Source organism: Bacteroidota bacterium (assembly GCA_040388375.1).
Taxonomy (GTDB): domain Bacteria; phylum Bacteroidota; class Bacteroidia; order UKL13-3; family UKL13-3; genus JAAFJM01.
The window spans coordinates 50,940-67,682 of the sequence record JAZKBU010000005.1 but is presented as its reverse complement, the minus strand read 5'-3'; the positions used below and the strand labels follow the sequence as shown (position 1 = coordinate 67,682).

General features: G+C 35.8%; 16 protein-coding genes. 12 read left to right on the top strand and 4 right to left on the bottom strand.

The window, feature by feature from the left end:
- The first annotated feature begins 29 nt into the window (after positions 1-29).
- Complete coding sequence (locus tag V4538_07985; protein MES2380965.1) at positions 30-1,037, top strand: OmpA family protein; 1,008 nt, start codon at positions 30-32, stop codon at positions 1,035-1,037.
- Positions 1,038-1,189: 152 nt separating this feature from the next.
- Here the strand turns inward: V4538_07985 and V4538_07980 are convergent, their stop codons facing one another.
- The 3 genes from V4538_07980 to V4538_07970 are packed head-to-tail and all read right to left on the bottom strand — an operon-like array spanning position 1,190 to position 3,807.
- Positions 1,190-1,492, bottom strand: coding sequence for a polysaccharide biosynthesis protein (locus V4538_07980; GenBank protein ID MES2380964.1), 303 nt, complete (start codon positions 1,490-1,492; stop codon positions 1,190-1,192).
- Positions 1,489-2,628, bottom strand: coding sequence for a hypothetical protein (locus V4538_07975; protein ID MES2380963.1), 1,140 nt, complete (start codon positions 2,626-2,628; stop codon positions 1,489-1,491). The genes V4538_07980 and V4538_07975 overlap by 4 nt, the downstream gene beginning before the upstream one ends.
- A 12-nt stretch (positions 2,629-2,640) precedes the next feature.
- Positions 2,641-3,807 carry a hypothetical protein gene (locus V4538_07970; protein MES2380962.1) on the bottom strand — a complete coding sequence of 389 codons (1,167 nt, stop codon included), beginning with the start codon at positions 3,805-3,807 and terminating at the stop codon, positions 2,641-2,643.
- Between the two features lie 375 nt (positions 3,808-4,182).
- Between V4538_07970 and V4538_07965 the strand changes: the two genes are divergently transcribed.
- From V4538_07965 to metF, 3 genes are all read left to right on the top strand, one after another.
- Entirely contained in the window at positions 4,183-4,467 is a 285-nt protein-coding gene (locus tag V4538_07965) for a hypothetical protein (GenBank protein ID MES2380961.1), read from the top strand.
- Between the two features lie 131 nt (positions 4,468-4,598).
- Positions 4,599-5,231: a hypothetical protein gene (locus tag V4538_07960; protein ID MES2380960.1), complete on the top strand. Its 633-nt coding sequence runs from the start codon at positions 4,599-4,601 to the stop codon at positions 5,229-5,231.
- 358 nt (positions 5,232-5,589) lie between these two features.
- Positions 5,590-6,543, top strand: coding sequence for a methylenetetrahydrofolate reductase [NAD(P)H] (gene metF, locus V4538_07955; protein MES2380959.1), 954 nt, complete (start codon positions 5,590-5,592; stop codon positions 6,541-6,543).
- 380 nt (positions 6,544-6,923) lie between these two features.
- Here the strand turns inward: metF and V4538_07950 are convergent, their stop codons facing one another.
- Complete coding sequence (locus tag V4538_07950) at positions 6,924-10,139, bottom strand: ATP-dependent DNA helicase (GenBank protein ID MES2380958.1); 3,216 nt, start codon at positions 10,137-10,139, stop codon at positions 6,924-6,926.
- A 155-nt stretch (positions 10,140-10,294) separates the two neighbouring features.
- Between V4538_07950 and V4538_07945 the strand changes: the two genes are divergently transcribed.
- The 8 genes from V4538_07945 to V4538_07910 all read left to right on the top strand — a co-directional run bounded on the left by V4538_07945 (position 10,295) and on the right by V4538_07910 (position 16,720).
- Entirely contained in the window at positions 10,295-11,314 is a 1,020-nt protein-coding gene (locus V4538_07945) for a putative phage abortive infection protein (GenBank protein ID MES2380957.1), read from the top strand.
- Positions 11,315-12,109: 795 nt separating this feature from the next.
- Entirely contained in the window at positions 12,110-12,670 is a 561-nt protein-coding gene (locus tag V4538_07940; GenBank protein ID MES2380956.1) for a hypothetical protein, read from the top strand.
- A gap of 22 nt (positions 12,671-12,692) precedes the next feature.
- Positions 12,693-13,112 (top strand): DUF2251 domain-containing protein, encoded by a 420-nt coding sequence (locus V4538_07935; protein ID MES2380955.1) that lies wholly within the window; start codon positions 12,693-12,695, stop codon positions 13,110-13,112.
- A gap of 28 nt (positions 13,113-13,140) precedes the next feature.
- A complete protein-coding gene (locus tag V4538_07930) occupies positions 13,141-14,163 on the top strand; it encodes a hypothetical protein (GenBank protein MES2380954.1) in 1,023 nt (340 codons plus the stop codon).
- 194 nt (positions 14,164-14,357) lie between these two features.
- Positions 14,358-14,933, top strand: a complete 576-nt coding sequence (locus tag V4538_07925) for a hypothetical protein (protein MES2380953.1) — start codon at positions 14,358-14,360, stop codon at positions 14,931-14,933.
- Positions 14,934-15,002: 69 nt separating this feature from the next.
- Positions 15,003-15,437: a DUF1801 domain-containing protein gene (locus tag V4538_07920; protein ID MES2380952.1), complete on the top strand. Its 435-nt coding sequence runs from the start codon at positions 15,003-15,005 to the stop codon at positions 15,435-15,437.
- Between the two features lie 12 nt (positions 15,438-15,449).
- On the top strand, positions 15,450-15,992 hold the full coding sequence (locus V4538_07915) for a GNAT family N-acetyltransferase (protein ID MES2380951.1): 543 nt from the start codon (positions 15,450-15,452) through the stop codon (positions 15,990-15,992).
- A gap of 68 nt (positions 15,993-16,060) precedes the next feature.
- On the top strand, positions 16,061-16,720 hold the full coding sequence (locus tag V4538_07910) for a hypothetical protein (GenBank protein MES2380950.1): 660 nt from the start codon (positions 16,061-16,063) through the stop codon (positions 16,718-16,720).
- The last annotated feature ends 23 nt before the right edge of the window (positions 16,721-16,743 follow it).

The window sequence follows — 16,743 nt, the reverse complement described above, 5'->3', positions numbered from 1 at the left end:
TTTTCTGTATGTACTAAATACCCATGACAATGAACAAAAACTTACTAATCCTGATTTTGCTATTTTGTTTATGTAGCAAAGCTTTCGGACAAGGTGACGAGAATATTCCCACTATAGAAAATTTTGAAACTACTGATTCATGGCCTTGGACACCTTGGGTTAATGCAAGCAATAAAAACAATGTTATTTCTAAAAAAACATCGCTTTCTGCACATACAGGTAAATTTGGACTTAGAAATTCAAGTGAGCTGATGTTTCGTACTGATATAAAAATAGGAACACAAGGACAAATAATTAGTTGGTGGCAGCGTTTTGAAATACCATCAAGGGTTCACTTTGGTTTTGGAGCCGATGCTTCAAAGGCTTTCTATTTATGTATAGATCCAAGTACCAATACTATGCACTTTGCTAGTAGCCCTAATTATACAAACCCCATTTTAAAATCAGTCAATCAATCATACCGAATGGGTGTATGGTATAGAGCTGAAATAAGATTCAATACTGCTACCAATGTAACTGGTAAATTGTATGGCTCAAATGGTAAAACACTTATCAACTCCATTACGATTGATATTCCGGAGTTAAAGCCAGGTGGATTATTTATTAGAGGAGATGGTTTTGTTCATATGGATGATATTAAGGGAGGAGATATCTTTCAGCAAAATACAACGGAGCCATTAACACCTAAAATTGGGGAAAATATAATCCTTAAAAACATACTATTTGAGAATGATAAAAGCACACTTCTTTCACAATCTTATGCAGAATTAGATAGGTTGGTGAAATATTTAAAATTGAACCCTACTCATAAAATTGAAATAAGCGGACATACAGACAATATTGGAAATGAGCATCACAATAAAAATCTTTCTATGGCAAGGGCAAAATCTGTGGCTGATTATTTAATTAAAAATGGAATAAACCAAAGCCATATTACCTTTACCGGATTTGGCGGTTTAAAACCCATTGCAACCAATGATACCGAAGACGGCAGACAAAAGAATAGACGTGTAGCGTTTATAATAAGTACAAACTAATTAATGCAGCGATAGTAATGTAATAGTAGAACACAAAGCCATCACAAATTGGTTGGTTTTATGATTGACTTAAGAAAAACATACTTGGTTCGACTCTGGCTTCGGGTACTAAATTTTGCAATGCTTTTGTTCTAAGAAGAAACTTCCTTCCACTAGGCATTCGTACTTCTTTTTCCTGTCGGTTTCCAAAGTCGTTTATATGCTACGAGTAAACCTATTACAGTACTCAATATAGTAGTAAAATAAAAATTAAACAATGATGGTTCCGGATGATAGCCTGTATTGGATGATATGGTATAAAACAAGTTAAACAATTTACCTGTTTCATTTCCTTCTGTATCGTATTCACATGGGTCTCCAATAATAATTTTTTCAATTACTAAATGGTTGAGTAATTGAAAAACAATAAAACTTACAATCAATATCAAAAGGGTGAAGAATATTTTTTTTATCATGGCTTTTTAGTAGTTCCTTGTTGCGTTGCTGTTCCTGTTGTTTGTCCATTTACATTTGTCTGCATGGGATAAGCAGTTGTTTGGCTTGCATCAGTGTTAAGACCCATAAAACTGGGATTGCCTCCAACCATATATGTTCTTTGGAAATAAACCATTCCATTACTTTCACTGTTTATAAAATTGTCTGCACCATTTTCTGAATTTTGTCTATAATTAGTAAAAGCCGAAGGGTAGGCAAAAGATGTTTGACCTGCAACATTTACATTATTAAAATTAGAAAGAGAAGACAATTTGTTTGCAAAAGATGGTGTTGCTTGTGTTCCAGAACCATATCCAGCACCATAATCAACGACTTGTTCTCCATTCACTCCGGTTCTACAGCCGAAAAAATTTGCATTTGTTCCTGCACCATTATTTTTCCAATTAAAGTTAATATTACCCCAACCAGTAGTTGTCATTTGCTTTCCATCAAGTGCATTTGAACTCGTTGGTGCCGTTCCCGTTGGACCGTCAAGACTTGCATGTGACCAAATACTAAATTCCTGAGTTTGTCCGTATTGAGAGCTAAAAGTCTTTACTGTATTATTAACTTGCTTTTGAATTGAAGCCATATCTTGAACGGCTAAAACTACAACTTTGTCCTTTGAAGGGTCAAATCCTTTGCTGTTTTCAATGTCTTTTTGTCGAGTTAAAGCTGATGCTCTAAACATTTCATCTCCTCTTTTATTTCCACTTGTATAAAACAATATATAAATATCCTTTCCGTCTGGGTCAATGGCTCTTGTTGGCATATTACCAACAAAGTTATACGGGCTCATTCCCGGATATTTGTTTGCATGTGGGTCCGTGCTTAAAAAACGAAGCACAAAGGTTGGTAGTAAACTATCAGTTTTGTAAATAACATTATTGTGGTCTATGTATTCAATCGACTGTGTTTTTGTATTGAAAGCAATTGTCTTTAACTTTTGAGTTGTATCGTTTGTATTAAGAAACAAATATTGCCTTCCGCTTTCTTCTTCCGGAGTTTTTAAAACTTTACCCTGATAACCGAAAACAGAATAAGGGTTATCATTTTGAGCATAAATTTTGGCGAAGCCAAAACTTAATGAAACTAAAATTATTATCGCCTTTTTCATGTTGCTAATTTATTAGTTTTTATTATTGGTTGTTGTATTTTGTTTTTCATTTTCAACAGACTTAATCCATTGTTCATATAAGTCCTGAGGCATTTCCCGGTAGCCCAGTTTTTTTATTTGTTGGTTTAATGCTTTGAATTGTTTGTATGTTGCAATCATTTTGGGTGTGTTTTTCTTAATACCTTTTTTCTTTGCTTCTGCTTGCTGCTTTTTGCCAATAAATTGTAAGCAATTTTGTTTTGTCATTAGTGCTGTAATACATGTTGGGTAATATTTTATTACGGTATTACAACACTTTAAAACAAAATCGTCATAGCCGTTATCTTTTTCATAACCCATCACCAAATCCCAAAGGCATAAAGCAATAGATTCTTTTTCTGATAAGCCATCCATATAAATGCCTTTCTTTATTGCTTCTGCTGAAATTCCCATTGAGGAAATCATCCAAGCATCGCTTGAAAGGTGTCCGTTTGTAAGTTCAATATTTACCCATTTTCCATTTTCATCAATGTGTTTAATATACATATGATTGGGTGCAATAGCCAAAAATGATTCGGCTTTAAGTTCGTTTGAAAGTAACTTATAGTAGTAAGGTAATCCGTGACAGTTACCCATTTTTGTTTTCATTACTTTGCTTACAAACATATTTGTCCAGTCTTTATCACCTAAAAAATCATTGAAATCGTATTTGAAAACCTGACTATCATTGAGGTAAGATGGCTCATACATATAACTAAAAATGGCATATTGTGCTGCTGTTTTGTATGAAGCAATTCCTTTTTTATTGATGTAATCGTTTAGTTTTTGTGCAACCGTTGTAAAATGATTTGAAAACTCGGCATAATCTAAAGCTCCTTTCAAATACGTGTTTTCGTATATAAAAACAGCACGTTTAAAGTCTAAAGGTTTCTTGCCTTCCAACATAGCAAGGTATTGTTGATAGGCACATTCGTAAGTAAAACAATCATCAGAGTTCCTTGATTGTGCAACCTTACTTGTGTCTACAGGAATTGCTAGTGTTGAGTTGTCTTGTTCAACTGCCTGAAAACTTGCAGTTGCAATTTGTTCAATTGGGTCATTCTGCAATTGTTTCGCATTGCTTGTCCGCAGGTAAACAGTCGCCATACCAAACGCGGCTGTTAAAGTTATTGCTACTAAGATTAAAGTTATTTTCTTCATTATATCTAATGATTGTATAGAACAATTATCCCCAAACCTATATATATAAATATATTTAAACAAGAACCCGCTTTGCCTGGCTAAATAGAACTGCTTGTACCTATGTGGCTTTAAATGACTGAAAACAAATAGGATAAAAGTCAAACACCTATTTGTTTCATAACAACGGGTATAAAAAAAGAGTATTTATACTACGAAAAAAGGGTATTTATACTCTTGTATTTGTAAAGCATATAATGCAAGATTTGCAATAGAAGTTACACAAAGCTAAAATAATACACAAGATGTACTGACTTGTCACTGCACCGCATTATAGTCAAAGTAACACGAACACAAAGATTGCAATAACAATATTAATTTAAAAAATAAAATTCTATGAAAGTAAGAGAAGCATTTCCACATCCTAGTCTTGATAATCACGAAATTCAAATAGGAGTTTCTACTTGGACAGAAAATAATCCAGTAGACGAGCAAACTGAATCTATTAGAAGAGCAGTTTATAATGAAGAGGGCAAATTCAGTCCTCATGGTTCGAGCGAAATTCCAATTGAAGATATGACATTGTTAATTCGTGCATGCATACAAAGAGACAGAATAGGCCTTCAAGAAATGTCAGACATTTTAAATGATATTTCTGCATCAATGGAACGACAGTCTTAGCAGGTGAAAGTAATACGAACGCGCAACAGCGCCTACCAAAAAGGTGGGGTTTCGTGTTCCAAAGATAGTTTTGTGGTATAAATCCCACCCTTCGGGTAGATGCAGCTCCAAGTTTAAACACGACACGAAAAATGAAAGAAGACATATTAGAACAATTAATTGACGGCTACTTTTTAAGACAAGTTGCAACTTTTACAAAACACAATGTAAAATATCGGCCTGACCAAAGCTCAATAAAAAAAGAAGAAAAAAACAAATATAGTGTTCACTCAGACATTGACATTCTCTCGGTCAACTTACAAAAAAAGACAACTAATGTTGTTACTTGCAAATCTTGGCAGGGTGGTTTTAATGTTGAGAAACATTTGCATTGGTTATCTGACCCTGAGAAGCACTCGACAAAAGTAAGTGGGCGAGAAGTTTGGAAATCTTTTCGTGAATTGACTGACCCTATTTGGTCAAAAGCGTTTAGAAACAAAATATTCGAAGAGACAAAACAAAAACAATTTAACTATATTATAGCTGTGACAAAATTAAACAATAGCAGATATGTAAATGACTTTTGTAACAACCAACTTTTTCTTGACAGTTTGAGCGGAGAAGAAGGATTTAAAGTAAAAATTGAATTTCTTACATTAGAAACTATAATTACAACCATACAAAATGACCCTAGTAATACCGCAGTAGAATCAACAGAAATTGGACGTTTTTTACAATTATTAAAAGCGGCAGACTTGAAATTTGAAAGAAAAACCAGCAGCTAACAGCAATCTTGCGCAGTTGCCGTTATCACTCTTAAATTCAGCATTTAGTTTTGCATTATTTTTTATCTTGGTTGACAGATTTTCGTTCCGTAATTGGCAACTGCATAAGTCCGCGAGCATAAAGTTGGTAGTAATTATAGAAAACAATACGGCCTTCAACAACACCAAACACAGCCCTTGCTCAGAAGACATTACCACGGAAAGCAACTCCGCTCAAATTGACCTTTGAGTTCGAGCCCCCTTCCCCACCCCTTTTCATAACAAAACAAGCTATCTATCAATATAAAAAACCTATTGCTATAAAATTTACTGGTATATAAGTGAAGTAATTATACATTTGTCCAATTAATCCCCTTTCATGAGAGTTACCGATATCATCAACAACGCTAAAAGCACTTTATTTTCCATTGAAATATTACCGCCTTTAAAGGGTAAAGATATTAATTCTGTTTTCAACGGTATTGACCCGCTGATGGAGTTTAAGCCTGCTTTTATTGATGTAACTTACCACCGCGAAGAGTATGTATTGCGCAAAAGAAGCGATGGTGGATTTGATAAGGTATATACCCGCAAACGCCCGGGAACGGTAGCTATTTGTGCGGCTTTAATGAATAAATACAAAATAGATACAGTACCTCATTTAATTTGTGGCGGCTTTAGCAAAGAGGAAACCGAAAATGCTTTAATTGAATTGAACTTTTTGGGCGTTGACAATGTATTGGTATTGCGTGGGGATAATATTAAAAACGAACCCAACTTTACGCCTGAGCCTGATGGCAACAAAACTTCGTTGGAGCTGTTGCACCAGGTGAAGAACATGAACAACGGCATATACTTAGACCCTGATTTGGAAAATGCCAGTCAGTCTAACTTTTGTATATCGGTATCGGGTTATCCTGAAAAACATTACGAAGCGCCTAATATGAGCTCTGATTTAAAATGGTTAAAAGCCAAAGTAGATGCAGGGGCTGAGTACATTGTTACGCAAATGTTTTTTAACAATGAGAAGTTTTTAGACTTTGTAAAAACGGTACGCGATATGGGTATTACGGTACCAATTATTCCGGGCTTAAAACCACTGACTACTAAAAAGCAAATGTCTATTTTACCTAAAGTATTCCATATTGATTTACCGGAAGCATTGACCAACGAAGTGGAAAAATGCAAGGACGACAAAGCGGTAAAACAAGTGGGTATTGAATGGGCTATTCAACAATCGAAAGAGTTGAAAGCGGCAGGTACGCCTGTATTGCATTATTATACCATGGGTTTGGCTGAAACAACCAAAGCCATAGCCAGTAAAGTGTTTTAGTTTAGCACTTATTGTATCAATAAAATTTTTAATTATTAGTCAGTTCGAGCGAATTCCGTCCCGATAGTTATCGGGAGCTATCGGAAGAGAACACAAAAAATATGTTTCGGCTACGCTCAACATACGTTATGGCGAACGCAGTGAAGCCATTTCAATCACTTGCCTTTCCCTATTATTATCAAAAGGATTGTTCCGATAGCTTCATAACGTTTTTTAATATCTTACTTTTTTCATTGACAAAAAAGTAAGCAAAAAGTCTAGACAAAAAAATGCTTCTGCGCGCAGGGCCTGATGCGCGGCTCGCTTTTTTGTCGGGCCAACGCACACCTCCTAACTATAATTCAGTACTAACAATATAACCATTCAACAATATCAACCAATTAACCTTCCTCCTCAGCGGCCTCGTGAGCAGTACTTAAATCAATTACTTTGTTTTTATTGGTATAGTAGTTTGTGGTAAAGGTACACCAATGGCAATCTTCTTTGCCGCAACCCTGGCTAAACTGCTTGGCTTTTATTTTGGCATACGCATATTCTATCTGCCCTATTACCATTTCAATATCCTGCGGGGTAATGGCGACACGTATCTTTTTAAACTCGCCTGTTTTTTTGTTGGGCTCTACAAAGTCGAACTCAGCTGTGCGCATTTGCCAGTCTTTGGTTTGTGGCGACTGATCATAATCCATTAGTATTTTATAAAACACCGCTTGTCGCCAGTAATCGCCACCGTATTTATCTTCAAACTTGGGTTCTTTGCCTTGTGTTTCATCGGTAGCTACCTGGGCTGCATTGGGCAGCTTAAACTTATCGTTGGCATTTTCGTAGTTGCCCGTTTTGTAATCTACCACGTTTACTATTTTACCGTCAAACTCCAGCTTATCCAGCTTACCATTTAAAGGAACATTGTTTACTACCACATTGCGCAAGCTTCGCTCCACGCTCGTTATTTTATTCCAGTCTTTAATATAGTGGTTATAGTATTTGGGTAAAAACTGATCGCCATACTCTTTGCGTAATTTGTATTCTTTAGCGGTAAAGTTTTGCTCGTACCTGCGCATATACCAGTTAAAGTCTTTTACCATGTCTTCAATGGCCGCAAAATGTTTTTCCTCACTGGCATTCATTTTACGGAACAATTGCTCTAAGGCATGATGCACAGCACTACCAAAGGTCATGCTGGCACTTAAAGGAGCGGGTACTTTTATTAAGCTGTTAAAATAAAAAGCGGTAGGGCATTTTAAATAGCTGCTTAAATGGGTAACGCTTAACGAGTATTTATCGAGCAACTCATCTACAAAATCGTTGGCAAATAAATCGTTGTGGGCAGCTATTTGCTGGTTTTGCCATACCGTTAATTCAAATTGGGTAAGGGCTTCGGCTGAGGCGGTATAGCTGGTGGTGGGTATGTTTCCATACTCTTCCAGCTCGGCTACAAACTGGCTTTTTTCTAATTCTTTGCCATTGTTATCGTGCAGTAGATAGCTGATGGATAATTGTTTTTTGGCACGGGTCATGGCTACATAAAACAAGCGCCTTTTCTCTTCTATATCGTTCTCTTTCGATATTTCAAACAAAGTATCGGGTAAGGAATAGGTGCTCATTTTGCGGGCCTTTTCCCATACGTTGGCATTGGCGCCTATAATAAAAACATACTCAAACTCCAAACCTTTGGAGGAGTGTGTGGTAATAAAATTAACGCCATTGGGGTTGTATACCAGCTTTTGCGTAGGCAGGCTTACGCTTTCATTTTCCATCAGGTCAATGGTTTCAACCAGTTGTTTTAAGGCAAGCTTGGTATTGCGGGCGCACTCGCTTTTTACAAAATCGAAAAAGGTATGCAACAACTGCATATTGTAAGTGCGCTCTTCGCTTTGCAGGGCTTCAAACAGCAAGCCACTGTCGTTTATAATTTCTTTTACCAACTGCTGTAAGGTTAAGTTTACGGCATTGCCTATCCACTTTTCTATTTGGTTAGATGCATTGGTAAATGCTTCTATCGTCTTTTTGTTTTCGGTGAGTAAATCTACTTTGGCTTTTACAAAGGTATTCACCAATGCATCGCGCCATTGCAGCTTTGGTTTATCGTAATCGCCTGTATTGTTTTTAAGGGTAATGGTATTGGCCAGTCTGGCTATTTCAATAGGTGGTATATTAAAAAACTGGTAATGCAATATTTCAAATAACAAATGCTCACCACTGTTGGGGCGGTTTAATTCGGCATGGATATAACGTAAAATAGTTACTATTTTTTTCACCAGCACTTCGTCAAAAGCATTGGCATGCCTGCGGGTATTTATGGGTATTTGGTGGTGTTGCAACCATGTTATTAAATCATCGGCTTGCGCATGCTTATGGTACAATACGGCTATTTCGCTTAACAATACACCTTCATCTTGCAGGGCTTTTATTTGTTCGGCTATATGGGTGCTTTCGTGGGCAGCATTGTAATACGCATAGATGGCAGGGTTTATGGCCAAGTCGGCATAAGTTGGGTTGCTTGCCACCAACAGCTTATCACTATCCAAACGCAACTCGTTCTGGCTTATAATAGCTTTGGCTGCATTTAATATAAGCTGGCTGCTGCGGTAGTTTTGGGTAAGCGTAACTGTGGCTAAACCTTGCCGGTTATATTTATTAATATAGTTGCTTATGTTTTCTACGTTGGCTCCCTGAAAACGGAATATGGACTGGTCGTCATCGCCTACGGCAAATACATTGGGCTGCTCTATATTATTGAGCAATAAAAACAATAAATCGTTTTGCGCTCCACTCGTATCTTGGTATTCATCAACCAAAAAGTACAGGTATTTTTCCTGGTATTGGGCCAACATGTTGGGCTCGTTTTTAAAGGCGTTTATCACCCACAGAATCATGTCGGCAAAGTCGTAGCGGTTATGCGTTTTTAGCTTGGCCTGGTAGGTATTAAAGGTAAGCGCTGCGGCACGCAGGGCATTCATTTTCTGTACTTCCTTATCGTAAGCGGCTTGTTTTATATCGCCAGCCTTGTAGCCTTTGCCATTGCGTTTGTATATAAATTCATCGCGGGTTGGCAGCTCGTTCAGGTACTCCTCTATTTTAACTATAATCAGTTCTGCCGACCAGTTTTCGCGCTTCATTACCTGGTACAGGTTAAGCAGGCGTTTGGTCTCGTAATATATTTCGCCTGTATATCTTTTTAACGGATTGTCGGCTGCAAAATCGTCTATTATATCCTGTACAAATTTTATCTGTTCCAGCTCGCTGATGGCATCTAAGCTGCGTACCCCAAAATATTCCAGGTTATCTTGTATAACGGTATTGCAAAAAGCATGGAAGGTAAATATATCTATGCGGTAGGCATCGGTGCCTATAATATCTAACAGGCGCTTGCGCATGGCTATGGTACCGGCATCGGTATAAGTTAAGCACAATATACTTTCTGCATGCGCATCCGTTTGCTCCAGTATATTGGCTATACGGGTAGCCAGTATCTGGGTTTTACCCGTTCCCGGCCCGGCTATTACCAGCATAGGACCTTCTATCTGCTGAACGGCTTCGGCTTGCTGCGTATTGAGTTTGGCTAATAAATCGGTAAATGATTCTTTGTTTTTTACCATGTAGCAATGATACTTTAAAAATTTATTTTGTAAGGGAAATTTCTGCTAAGAAAATTAGCTAAACTTTAAATATTTAGATTGATAAAAAAGAGTGTTTCTGCTCTTGCCAGAGGAATTGCTAAGTATATATTTGTTATAAGCCTTGAAATTAACTTATGAAAAACAAACATGAAAACCCTCTTGATAAAATACTAATAGCCCTTGGTATAATTATAACAATCATAATAGTTCAAATAGTTTTGACTATAAAAATTATAAATCCTCATGAAGATATATTTGGCTCAATTGGAGGACTAGGTGGTTTTATTGGAGGTATTATTGGAACTCTTGTTGCGACTATTGCCCTTATATATATAAGAAAAACTTATGACTTACAGGAAATTGAATTAAAGAAAACACGAGAGCAACTGGAACTACAACAAAGTTATTTGCATAAGCAACAATTTGAGTCTACCTTTTTTAAAATGTTAGATATGATACATAGTTTAAGTAAAGATTTTAAAGATATTAATAATAAAAACTTTTTTACTGGATTGATCATAAACATGAAACCTTTCTACAATGCCGTATTTGAACTAGATAACACTGATGTAGAACATGTCTCATTTCAGCAAATGGAAAGAAACTATCAACTTCAAAACAGAGCTATTCTACCAATAATAAATAATCATAAAGATGTATTTAATAAAGACAAAAAGGATATTACAATTGAAACAATTCAAGAGTTTTATAGTGAATATAGTTTAGCGCATGGTGAGGGTCAATTCCATAAAGATTTAAAGCTATGGTTACGGAGAGATATTCTAAATGAACAAGAATATGTTGGCTATCTATTCAGAGAATTCTTTTTAGAGACTAATAGTGAATTAGGACACTTTTTTAGATACATTAATAATACAATTGAGTTTGCAATACAAGAACGAAAAGAAATATATAAAGACGAAAAATATTATATTAATTTAATCCAAGCACAACTTTCAAATTCTCAATTGATAGTCCTATTCTATAACTGTATAAGTCCACTTGGAATTGATAAAACTAATGATTATAAATTCAAAGAAAATTTAGATTATTATCATTTATTTAAAAATCTCCAACCAAGTTTACTTTTAGATCCTAAGCATATTGAATATTATCCAAAAACTAAAAATACTTTTAAGTTTATATCAATTTAATAAGACAAACCTTTTGGGTGACAGGCTCAGTTTTTACCATATACTTAAAATAGTTTTTTGGTATATGTTCAATTTCTAATGTGTACCAAAAACATGTTTTTCATATATGTTCAGTTTTATACATGTATATAAAATACTTTTTTGGTATATGTTCAATTTCTAATGTGTATCTAAAACATGTTTTTCATATATGTTCAGTTTTATACATGCATGTAAAATACTTTTGAGTGGCATGTTCAGTTTTTACCATATAGTAAAAATAGTTTTTTCATACTGTCCCGGTTTTTACCCTATATGTAAAATACTTTTTGGTGGCATGTTCAGTTTTGTACATGTAGTAAAATACTTTTTTATGGCATGTTCAGTTTCTAACATATAGTAAAAATAGTTTTTCCATACTGTCTCAGTTTTTACCCTATATGTAAAATACTTTTTGGTGGCAGGTTCAGTTTTTACCCTGCCATAAATTAAATGCTTTTATGCTCCTTCAGTTTTGAAGGAGCACTAAATTAAATAGTTTTATACACCTTCGGTTTTTAGGTAGTAATAAATGAAGTGCTTTTATACTCCTTCGGCTTTCAAGGAGCACTAAATTAAATAGTTTTATGCTCCTTTAGTTTTGGAGGTGTAGTAAATTAAGTCATTTAGTACTCCTTCATTTTTAAAGGCAATGAAATGCGGAATGCGTAGAGACGTTGCATGCAACGTCTTTACAAAGCCTTTCGTTTTCAATTTTATTTTTATCTTCGTTTCCAAGGCTGCGTAACATAGCAAAAACGACTTTAGCAATAGTTCATGACCAAAGAAAACAAATACAAAATACTTACACTAACTATATTGACCTTTTTATGTTTGGGTTTTGCAACACCAAAAAAGGAAACTATTTTCTTAGGAAAAGTTATTACAGATAATAAAAATACTGTTTGGGGGCTCTCCATTGAATTCATGGTTGACACATTGGTTATTGGACAAGATATTATTGATGAGGATGGAACATTTAGCATTTCTGCAAACGCGGAAACAGCATTTGACATTTACTATAGTGACATAGCTACAAAAGCTACCTATATGCAAACAATAAAACCAACGGATAAGGACACTATTTTATTGACCTTTAAAATACCCAAAGATTACAAAAAACATTTTGGCAAAACGATTTGTCCAAAATGTAATAAGCATGATCAAACTATCTCTATTATTTATGGATGGAATAGTGCAAAAGTTTTTCGGAATATTGATAGTAAAGGTGATACCACCGTTACACCTTATAACAATAAAATTTATTATGGCAATAGTTGTATGACTTCAGCCATTGACGCAAAATACTTTTGCAAACGAGATAAAATAAAGTTTTAACAACGAAATTCTTTAAACCACCATGTTTAGTAACAAACCAACATTACTCATTTACAAAGAACAGCTATTTAATGTAGGTGATGATACTTTTATAGATAGTATTACAGACAATGGTTATGCTGTAGCATTTGAGGATGACGGGGAAACCGGTTATTTTTATGCTATTGATAACAATAACAACCAAACTATACTAGATGCTCTTCATATTTATGATGTAGCAAGTGTAACGGACAAACACAAAACATCCACCATCAAAATTTTATGGACACCTGATTTTACGAAAGCTTTTTTATCTATTAATAACTACTATCATGCACTATTTGATTTTGAAAATAAAGCAGGTTATTGTAGAAATGCTTTTCCAGCGACAAACGGTAGTTGGGCACAAATAAAAGAACGAAAATTGACGGATGCATTCATTGATGATTTAATAAAAGGATAAGTATATTTTTATAAACAACAACATACCATTGGCAACAAAAAAGACCACACCCACCAAACGCAAAGCAGGCAAAGCTTTTGACCTGAAACCCTATATGATTGGCATTGGGCTGATGCTACTGGCCATTACCATTTCTGTTGGTTTTCGCATACATAGCTCCACCAAACATTTAATACCCATCAGTGTATTGGCATTAATAGCAGGGTTGTTTTTTGAAAGCAGGCGCATTACCGAAAAGTGGTCTACCATTTTATGGATAGCATTGGGGGCTTTTGCTTTTAGCTTTGTTGCTTTTATTCCGGGTAAAAAGGAGTACAGCTACCAATTGGAAAACCATATTGAAATATGGCCTTATGCCTTTGTGGTTATGTTTACCATTTTCTCCATTGCTTTTCATGGCGACAAAGTAATTCCAAAGCTAACGGAAGGTATTACCCTGCTGCAATCTATAGCGGTTATTTATTGGGTAATAGATTATGGCTTTATTGAAACTACTAATTTCTTTATAATGGTATTAATGCTGGTTGGCTTTGTGCTTGCGCTTTATTCGGTATTCCATGCTTTTACCAATACTGTTTTATCGCGCTCCGGCAGGTTAACATTGAGCATTTGGAGCTCTATTATTATGTTGCTTTTTGCCGCTGACAATATTTACAGGGTTTACCAAAATGAACAAATAGAAAACACAGCCGACATCAGCCACGGACTTTATATTGGATTGCAGTTTTTTTTATTGGGCATTGCAAGCATTTATATTGTTCAGAATTTTACTATGCTGGCGGGTTTCTTACCCGGTAAGGGCACTATGTTTAACGGGCAATACTACCGCGATTTGAAGGAATTGAAAAGTAACCATATTAAAAGGTATTCGGACAGGCAGGTGAGTAGTTTACACTCGCTGTTTTGTGTGCTTATAACAGGCCTTGTTTTCTTCTTAAATTACCATTACCAAATACTACCCAGACACCTGGCTATTTGGAGTGTATTTGTTATTTTCCCATTTGTATTAATGCTATACGAATACGCAACAGCTAAGAAAAATACAGCCTGATAACACATTTGCAAAACAGTTTACCTGCACACAGCGGTAAGATGCTAACGTGTCGAGATGCGTAGAGACGTTGCATGCAACGTCTTTACAAATACATACACTCATTTGCAAAAATGCGGGCAAGTGCAAGGAATAAATACCAATAATTATGTAACATTTAATTATTTATTCGTATTTATATTAGCCCCATTATTATGACAACACCTTTAAAACATATCCTTTTTATTTTGCTGGCGGTATTTTTAGCAAGCAGTTTTACACCAACTGGTACAACAGACAATGATTTAATGCTGCGGGGTAAACCCATTTCATTTTACCTGGCACACCCACAAATTTCGCAGGTGTGTAAAGATATTTATGCTAAAAAACGGGAACCATCGCCCGACAAGGATATATTGGCTTTAATGGATAGTATGTTTACCCTTAACGATGAAACCAAAGCTTTTTATTTTTTAACCGTTACCCAAACCATGCACAAAGCGGATGGAGCGTATGCGGAAGCATTGGGCGTAATGGCAAGAAGCTTTGTAGAAACAAGAACAAGGGAGTTTTTAAACTATACCATGAATGAGCCATTGATAACAGCAAAATACTATAACGAATGGGTAAAAACGGTAGTTGGCGAAATTAAAATATGTGCCGAAGGACATGAAAAGGAAGAAGCCGGCCTTATAAAAAATAAAATGTTAAAAAGCTGCACTGAATGTACTAAACAACAAAAAGATAAGCTGAACGACTTTGCAGCACGGGTAGCAAAAAAATGCAGGTAAATGGATACATGCATGGCAAAATAATAAACACTATCGGTACTGAATAGAACAAACAAAACAACAATCCACATGGCGGAAAAGAAATCGAAACTGGCAGACATAAAAACCAAGCCAACTGAAATAAATGTAACAGATTACATGAATAATATAACAGATGAGCAAAAGCGGAAAGATAGTTTTGTGTTGATGGAAATGATGCAAAAAACTACGGGAGAAGAGCCTGTATTATGGGGCAGTTCCATTATAGGTTTTGGCCATAAACGGTATAAAAGTCCTGCTACCGGCCGCGAGGTTGATTGGTTTAAAATTGGTTTTGCACCCCGCAAAGCCAACCTTACTTTATACATTGCTGTGGGTATGGATCACCAAACAGAGGCCCTTGAAAAACTGGGAAAGCATAAAACAGGTGGAGGCTGTCTTTACATAAATAAGTTAGATAATGTTGATTTGAAAGTACTGCAAGGAATGATTGATTCATCGTTTAAAAAAGCAGATACTTTATAAGCTACTTTTAAAATGTATACAAGAATATTAAAAGAAAAAGATGTTGCACTCTACACGCAACTCAGGTTAAAAAGTTACCAGACCAATCCATTGTCCTTTAGTGAAAGTTACGAGGATGAAATAGAGAAAACAGAAGATGATTTTATAACTGAGTTAAAAACCATTGGAGAACCTCCGGAGTGTTTTGTATTAGGTATGTTTACCGAACTGGAGGAGTTGATTGGCTTTGTAAAGTTTCGCAGAGATTTGCGCTTAAAGGCACGACACAAAGCAATGATACATGCCATGTACATAGACCCTGATTTTAGAAACAAAGGATGGGGTGAAAAACTGATGACGGCCTTGCTGGAAAAAGCGGAGAAGCTAAGCGGACTGGAACAAATTCACTTATGGGTATTGCATGCAGAGGACTCAACCTCGGCTGCTAACTTTTACAGAGAGTGTGGCTTTGAAAGTCAGGGAACACGGGTAAAGAACGATTTAAAAATAAATGGACAATACGTAGATGCGGAGTATATGGTGATGCTTTTACATATTAAGAAAATAATAGGATAATAAAACAAGCGGCCTACCGTTTAAGTGTGCATTAAATAGTATATTTCTTAAACTAAAACACCAAAACCATGAAACAAACAATTATTACCTTACTATGCCTGCTTGCATTTACAAGCAGCCAAGCCCAGATTGAAAAAGGCAGCAACGCCATTACTATTAATGCGGGGCTGGGCTTTAACCGGGCCAGCGATCCTAACCAGTCAAACAATTTATTTAGAATAAATGTGCAACCCGTATTTGAACATTTTATTGCCCGTAACTTAAGCCTGGGTGCCGGCATAAATGGTGGCTTCCAGTTTGGCAACGATGATTACAAAGTGAGTCCTTATTCTTATAAAGCCAACAGTTATGCACAAACCTATGGTTTAAGCCTCCAGTTAAAAAAGTATTGGTTTATGAACCCACAGATAGGGCTTACATTATCGCCTCAACTGTCTTCTACTTACTATGAATACAATAACTCCACCGAGTACACCACCAACACCAATACTTACAATTACAACTATTGGTACCACTCTGCCATGCTTAATTTTGGGGCCGTGTATTTTGTAAAATCCAATATAGCTATTGAAGCACAAACCAATTTTGTTAACTATTCATATTACCCCGGCAGCCCAAGCTATAACAATAATGAGCGCCATGTATTTTCGGTACTGGCTTTTCAAAGCAGCTTAATGGTGGGTGTTAAATTTATTTTGGGTAACAATAAACCCAGCTTAACACCTTAACTAGTAACCATACTTTTCTTTCC

Bases quoted from the DNA above. Each gene is read 5' to 3' on its own strand.
- V4538_07985 (MES2380965.1), top strand. From the start codon at position 30: ATGAACAAAAACTTACTAATCCTGATTTTGCTATTTTGTTTATGTAGC.
- V4538_07980 (MES2380964.1), bottom strand. From the start codon at position 1,492: ATGATAAAAAAAATATTCTTCACCCTTTTGATATTGATTGTAAGTTTT.
- V4538_07975 (MES2380963.1), bottom strand. From the start codon at position 2,628: ATGAAAAAGGCGATAATAATTTTAGTTTCATTAAGTTTTGGCTTCGCC.
- V4538_07970 (MES2380962.1), bottom strand. From the start codon at position 3,807: ATGAAGAAAATAACTTTAATCTTAGTAGCAATAACTTTAACAGCCGCG.
- V4538_07965 (MES2380961.1), top strand. From the start codon at position 4,183: ATGAAAGTAAGAGAAGCATTTCCACATCCTAGTCTTGATAATCACGAA.
- V4538_07960 (MES2380960.1), top strand. From the start codon at position 4,599: ATGAAAGAAGACATATTAGAACAATTAATTGACGGCTACTTTTTAAGA.
- metF (MES2380959.1), top strand. From the start codon at position 5,590: ATGAGAGTTACCGATATCATCAACAACGCTAAAAGCACTTTATTTTCC.
- V4538_07950 (MES2380958.1), bottom strand. From the start codon at position 10,139: ATGGTAAAAAACAAAGAATCATTTACCGATTTATTAGCCAAACTCAAT.
- V4538_07945 (MES2380957.1), top strand. From the start codon at position 10,295: ATGAAAAACAAACATGAAAACCCTCTTGATAAAATACTAATAGCCCTT.
- V4538_07940 (MES2380956.1), top strand. From the start codon at position 12,110: ATGACCAAAGAAAACAAATACAAAATACTTACACTAACTATATTGACC.
- V4538_07935 (MES2380955.1), top strand. From the start codon at position 12,693: ATGTTTAGTAACAAACCAACATTACTCATTTACAAAGAACAGCTATTT.
- V4538_07925 (MES2380953.1), top strand. From the start codon at position 14,358: ATGACAACACCTTTAAAACATATCCTTTTTATTTTGCTGGCGGTATTT.
- V4538_07920 (MES2380952.1), top strand. From the start codon at position 15,003: ATGGCGGAAAAGAAATCGAAACTGGCAGACATAAAAACCAAGCCAACT.
- V4538_07915 (MES2380951.1), top strand. From the start codon at position 15,450: ATGTATACAAGAATATTAAAAGAAAAAGATGTTGCACTCTACACGCAA.
- V4538_07910 (MES2380950.1), top strand. From the start codon at position 16,061: ATGAAACAAACAATTATTACCTTACTATGCCTGCTTGCATTTACAAGC.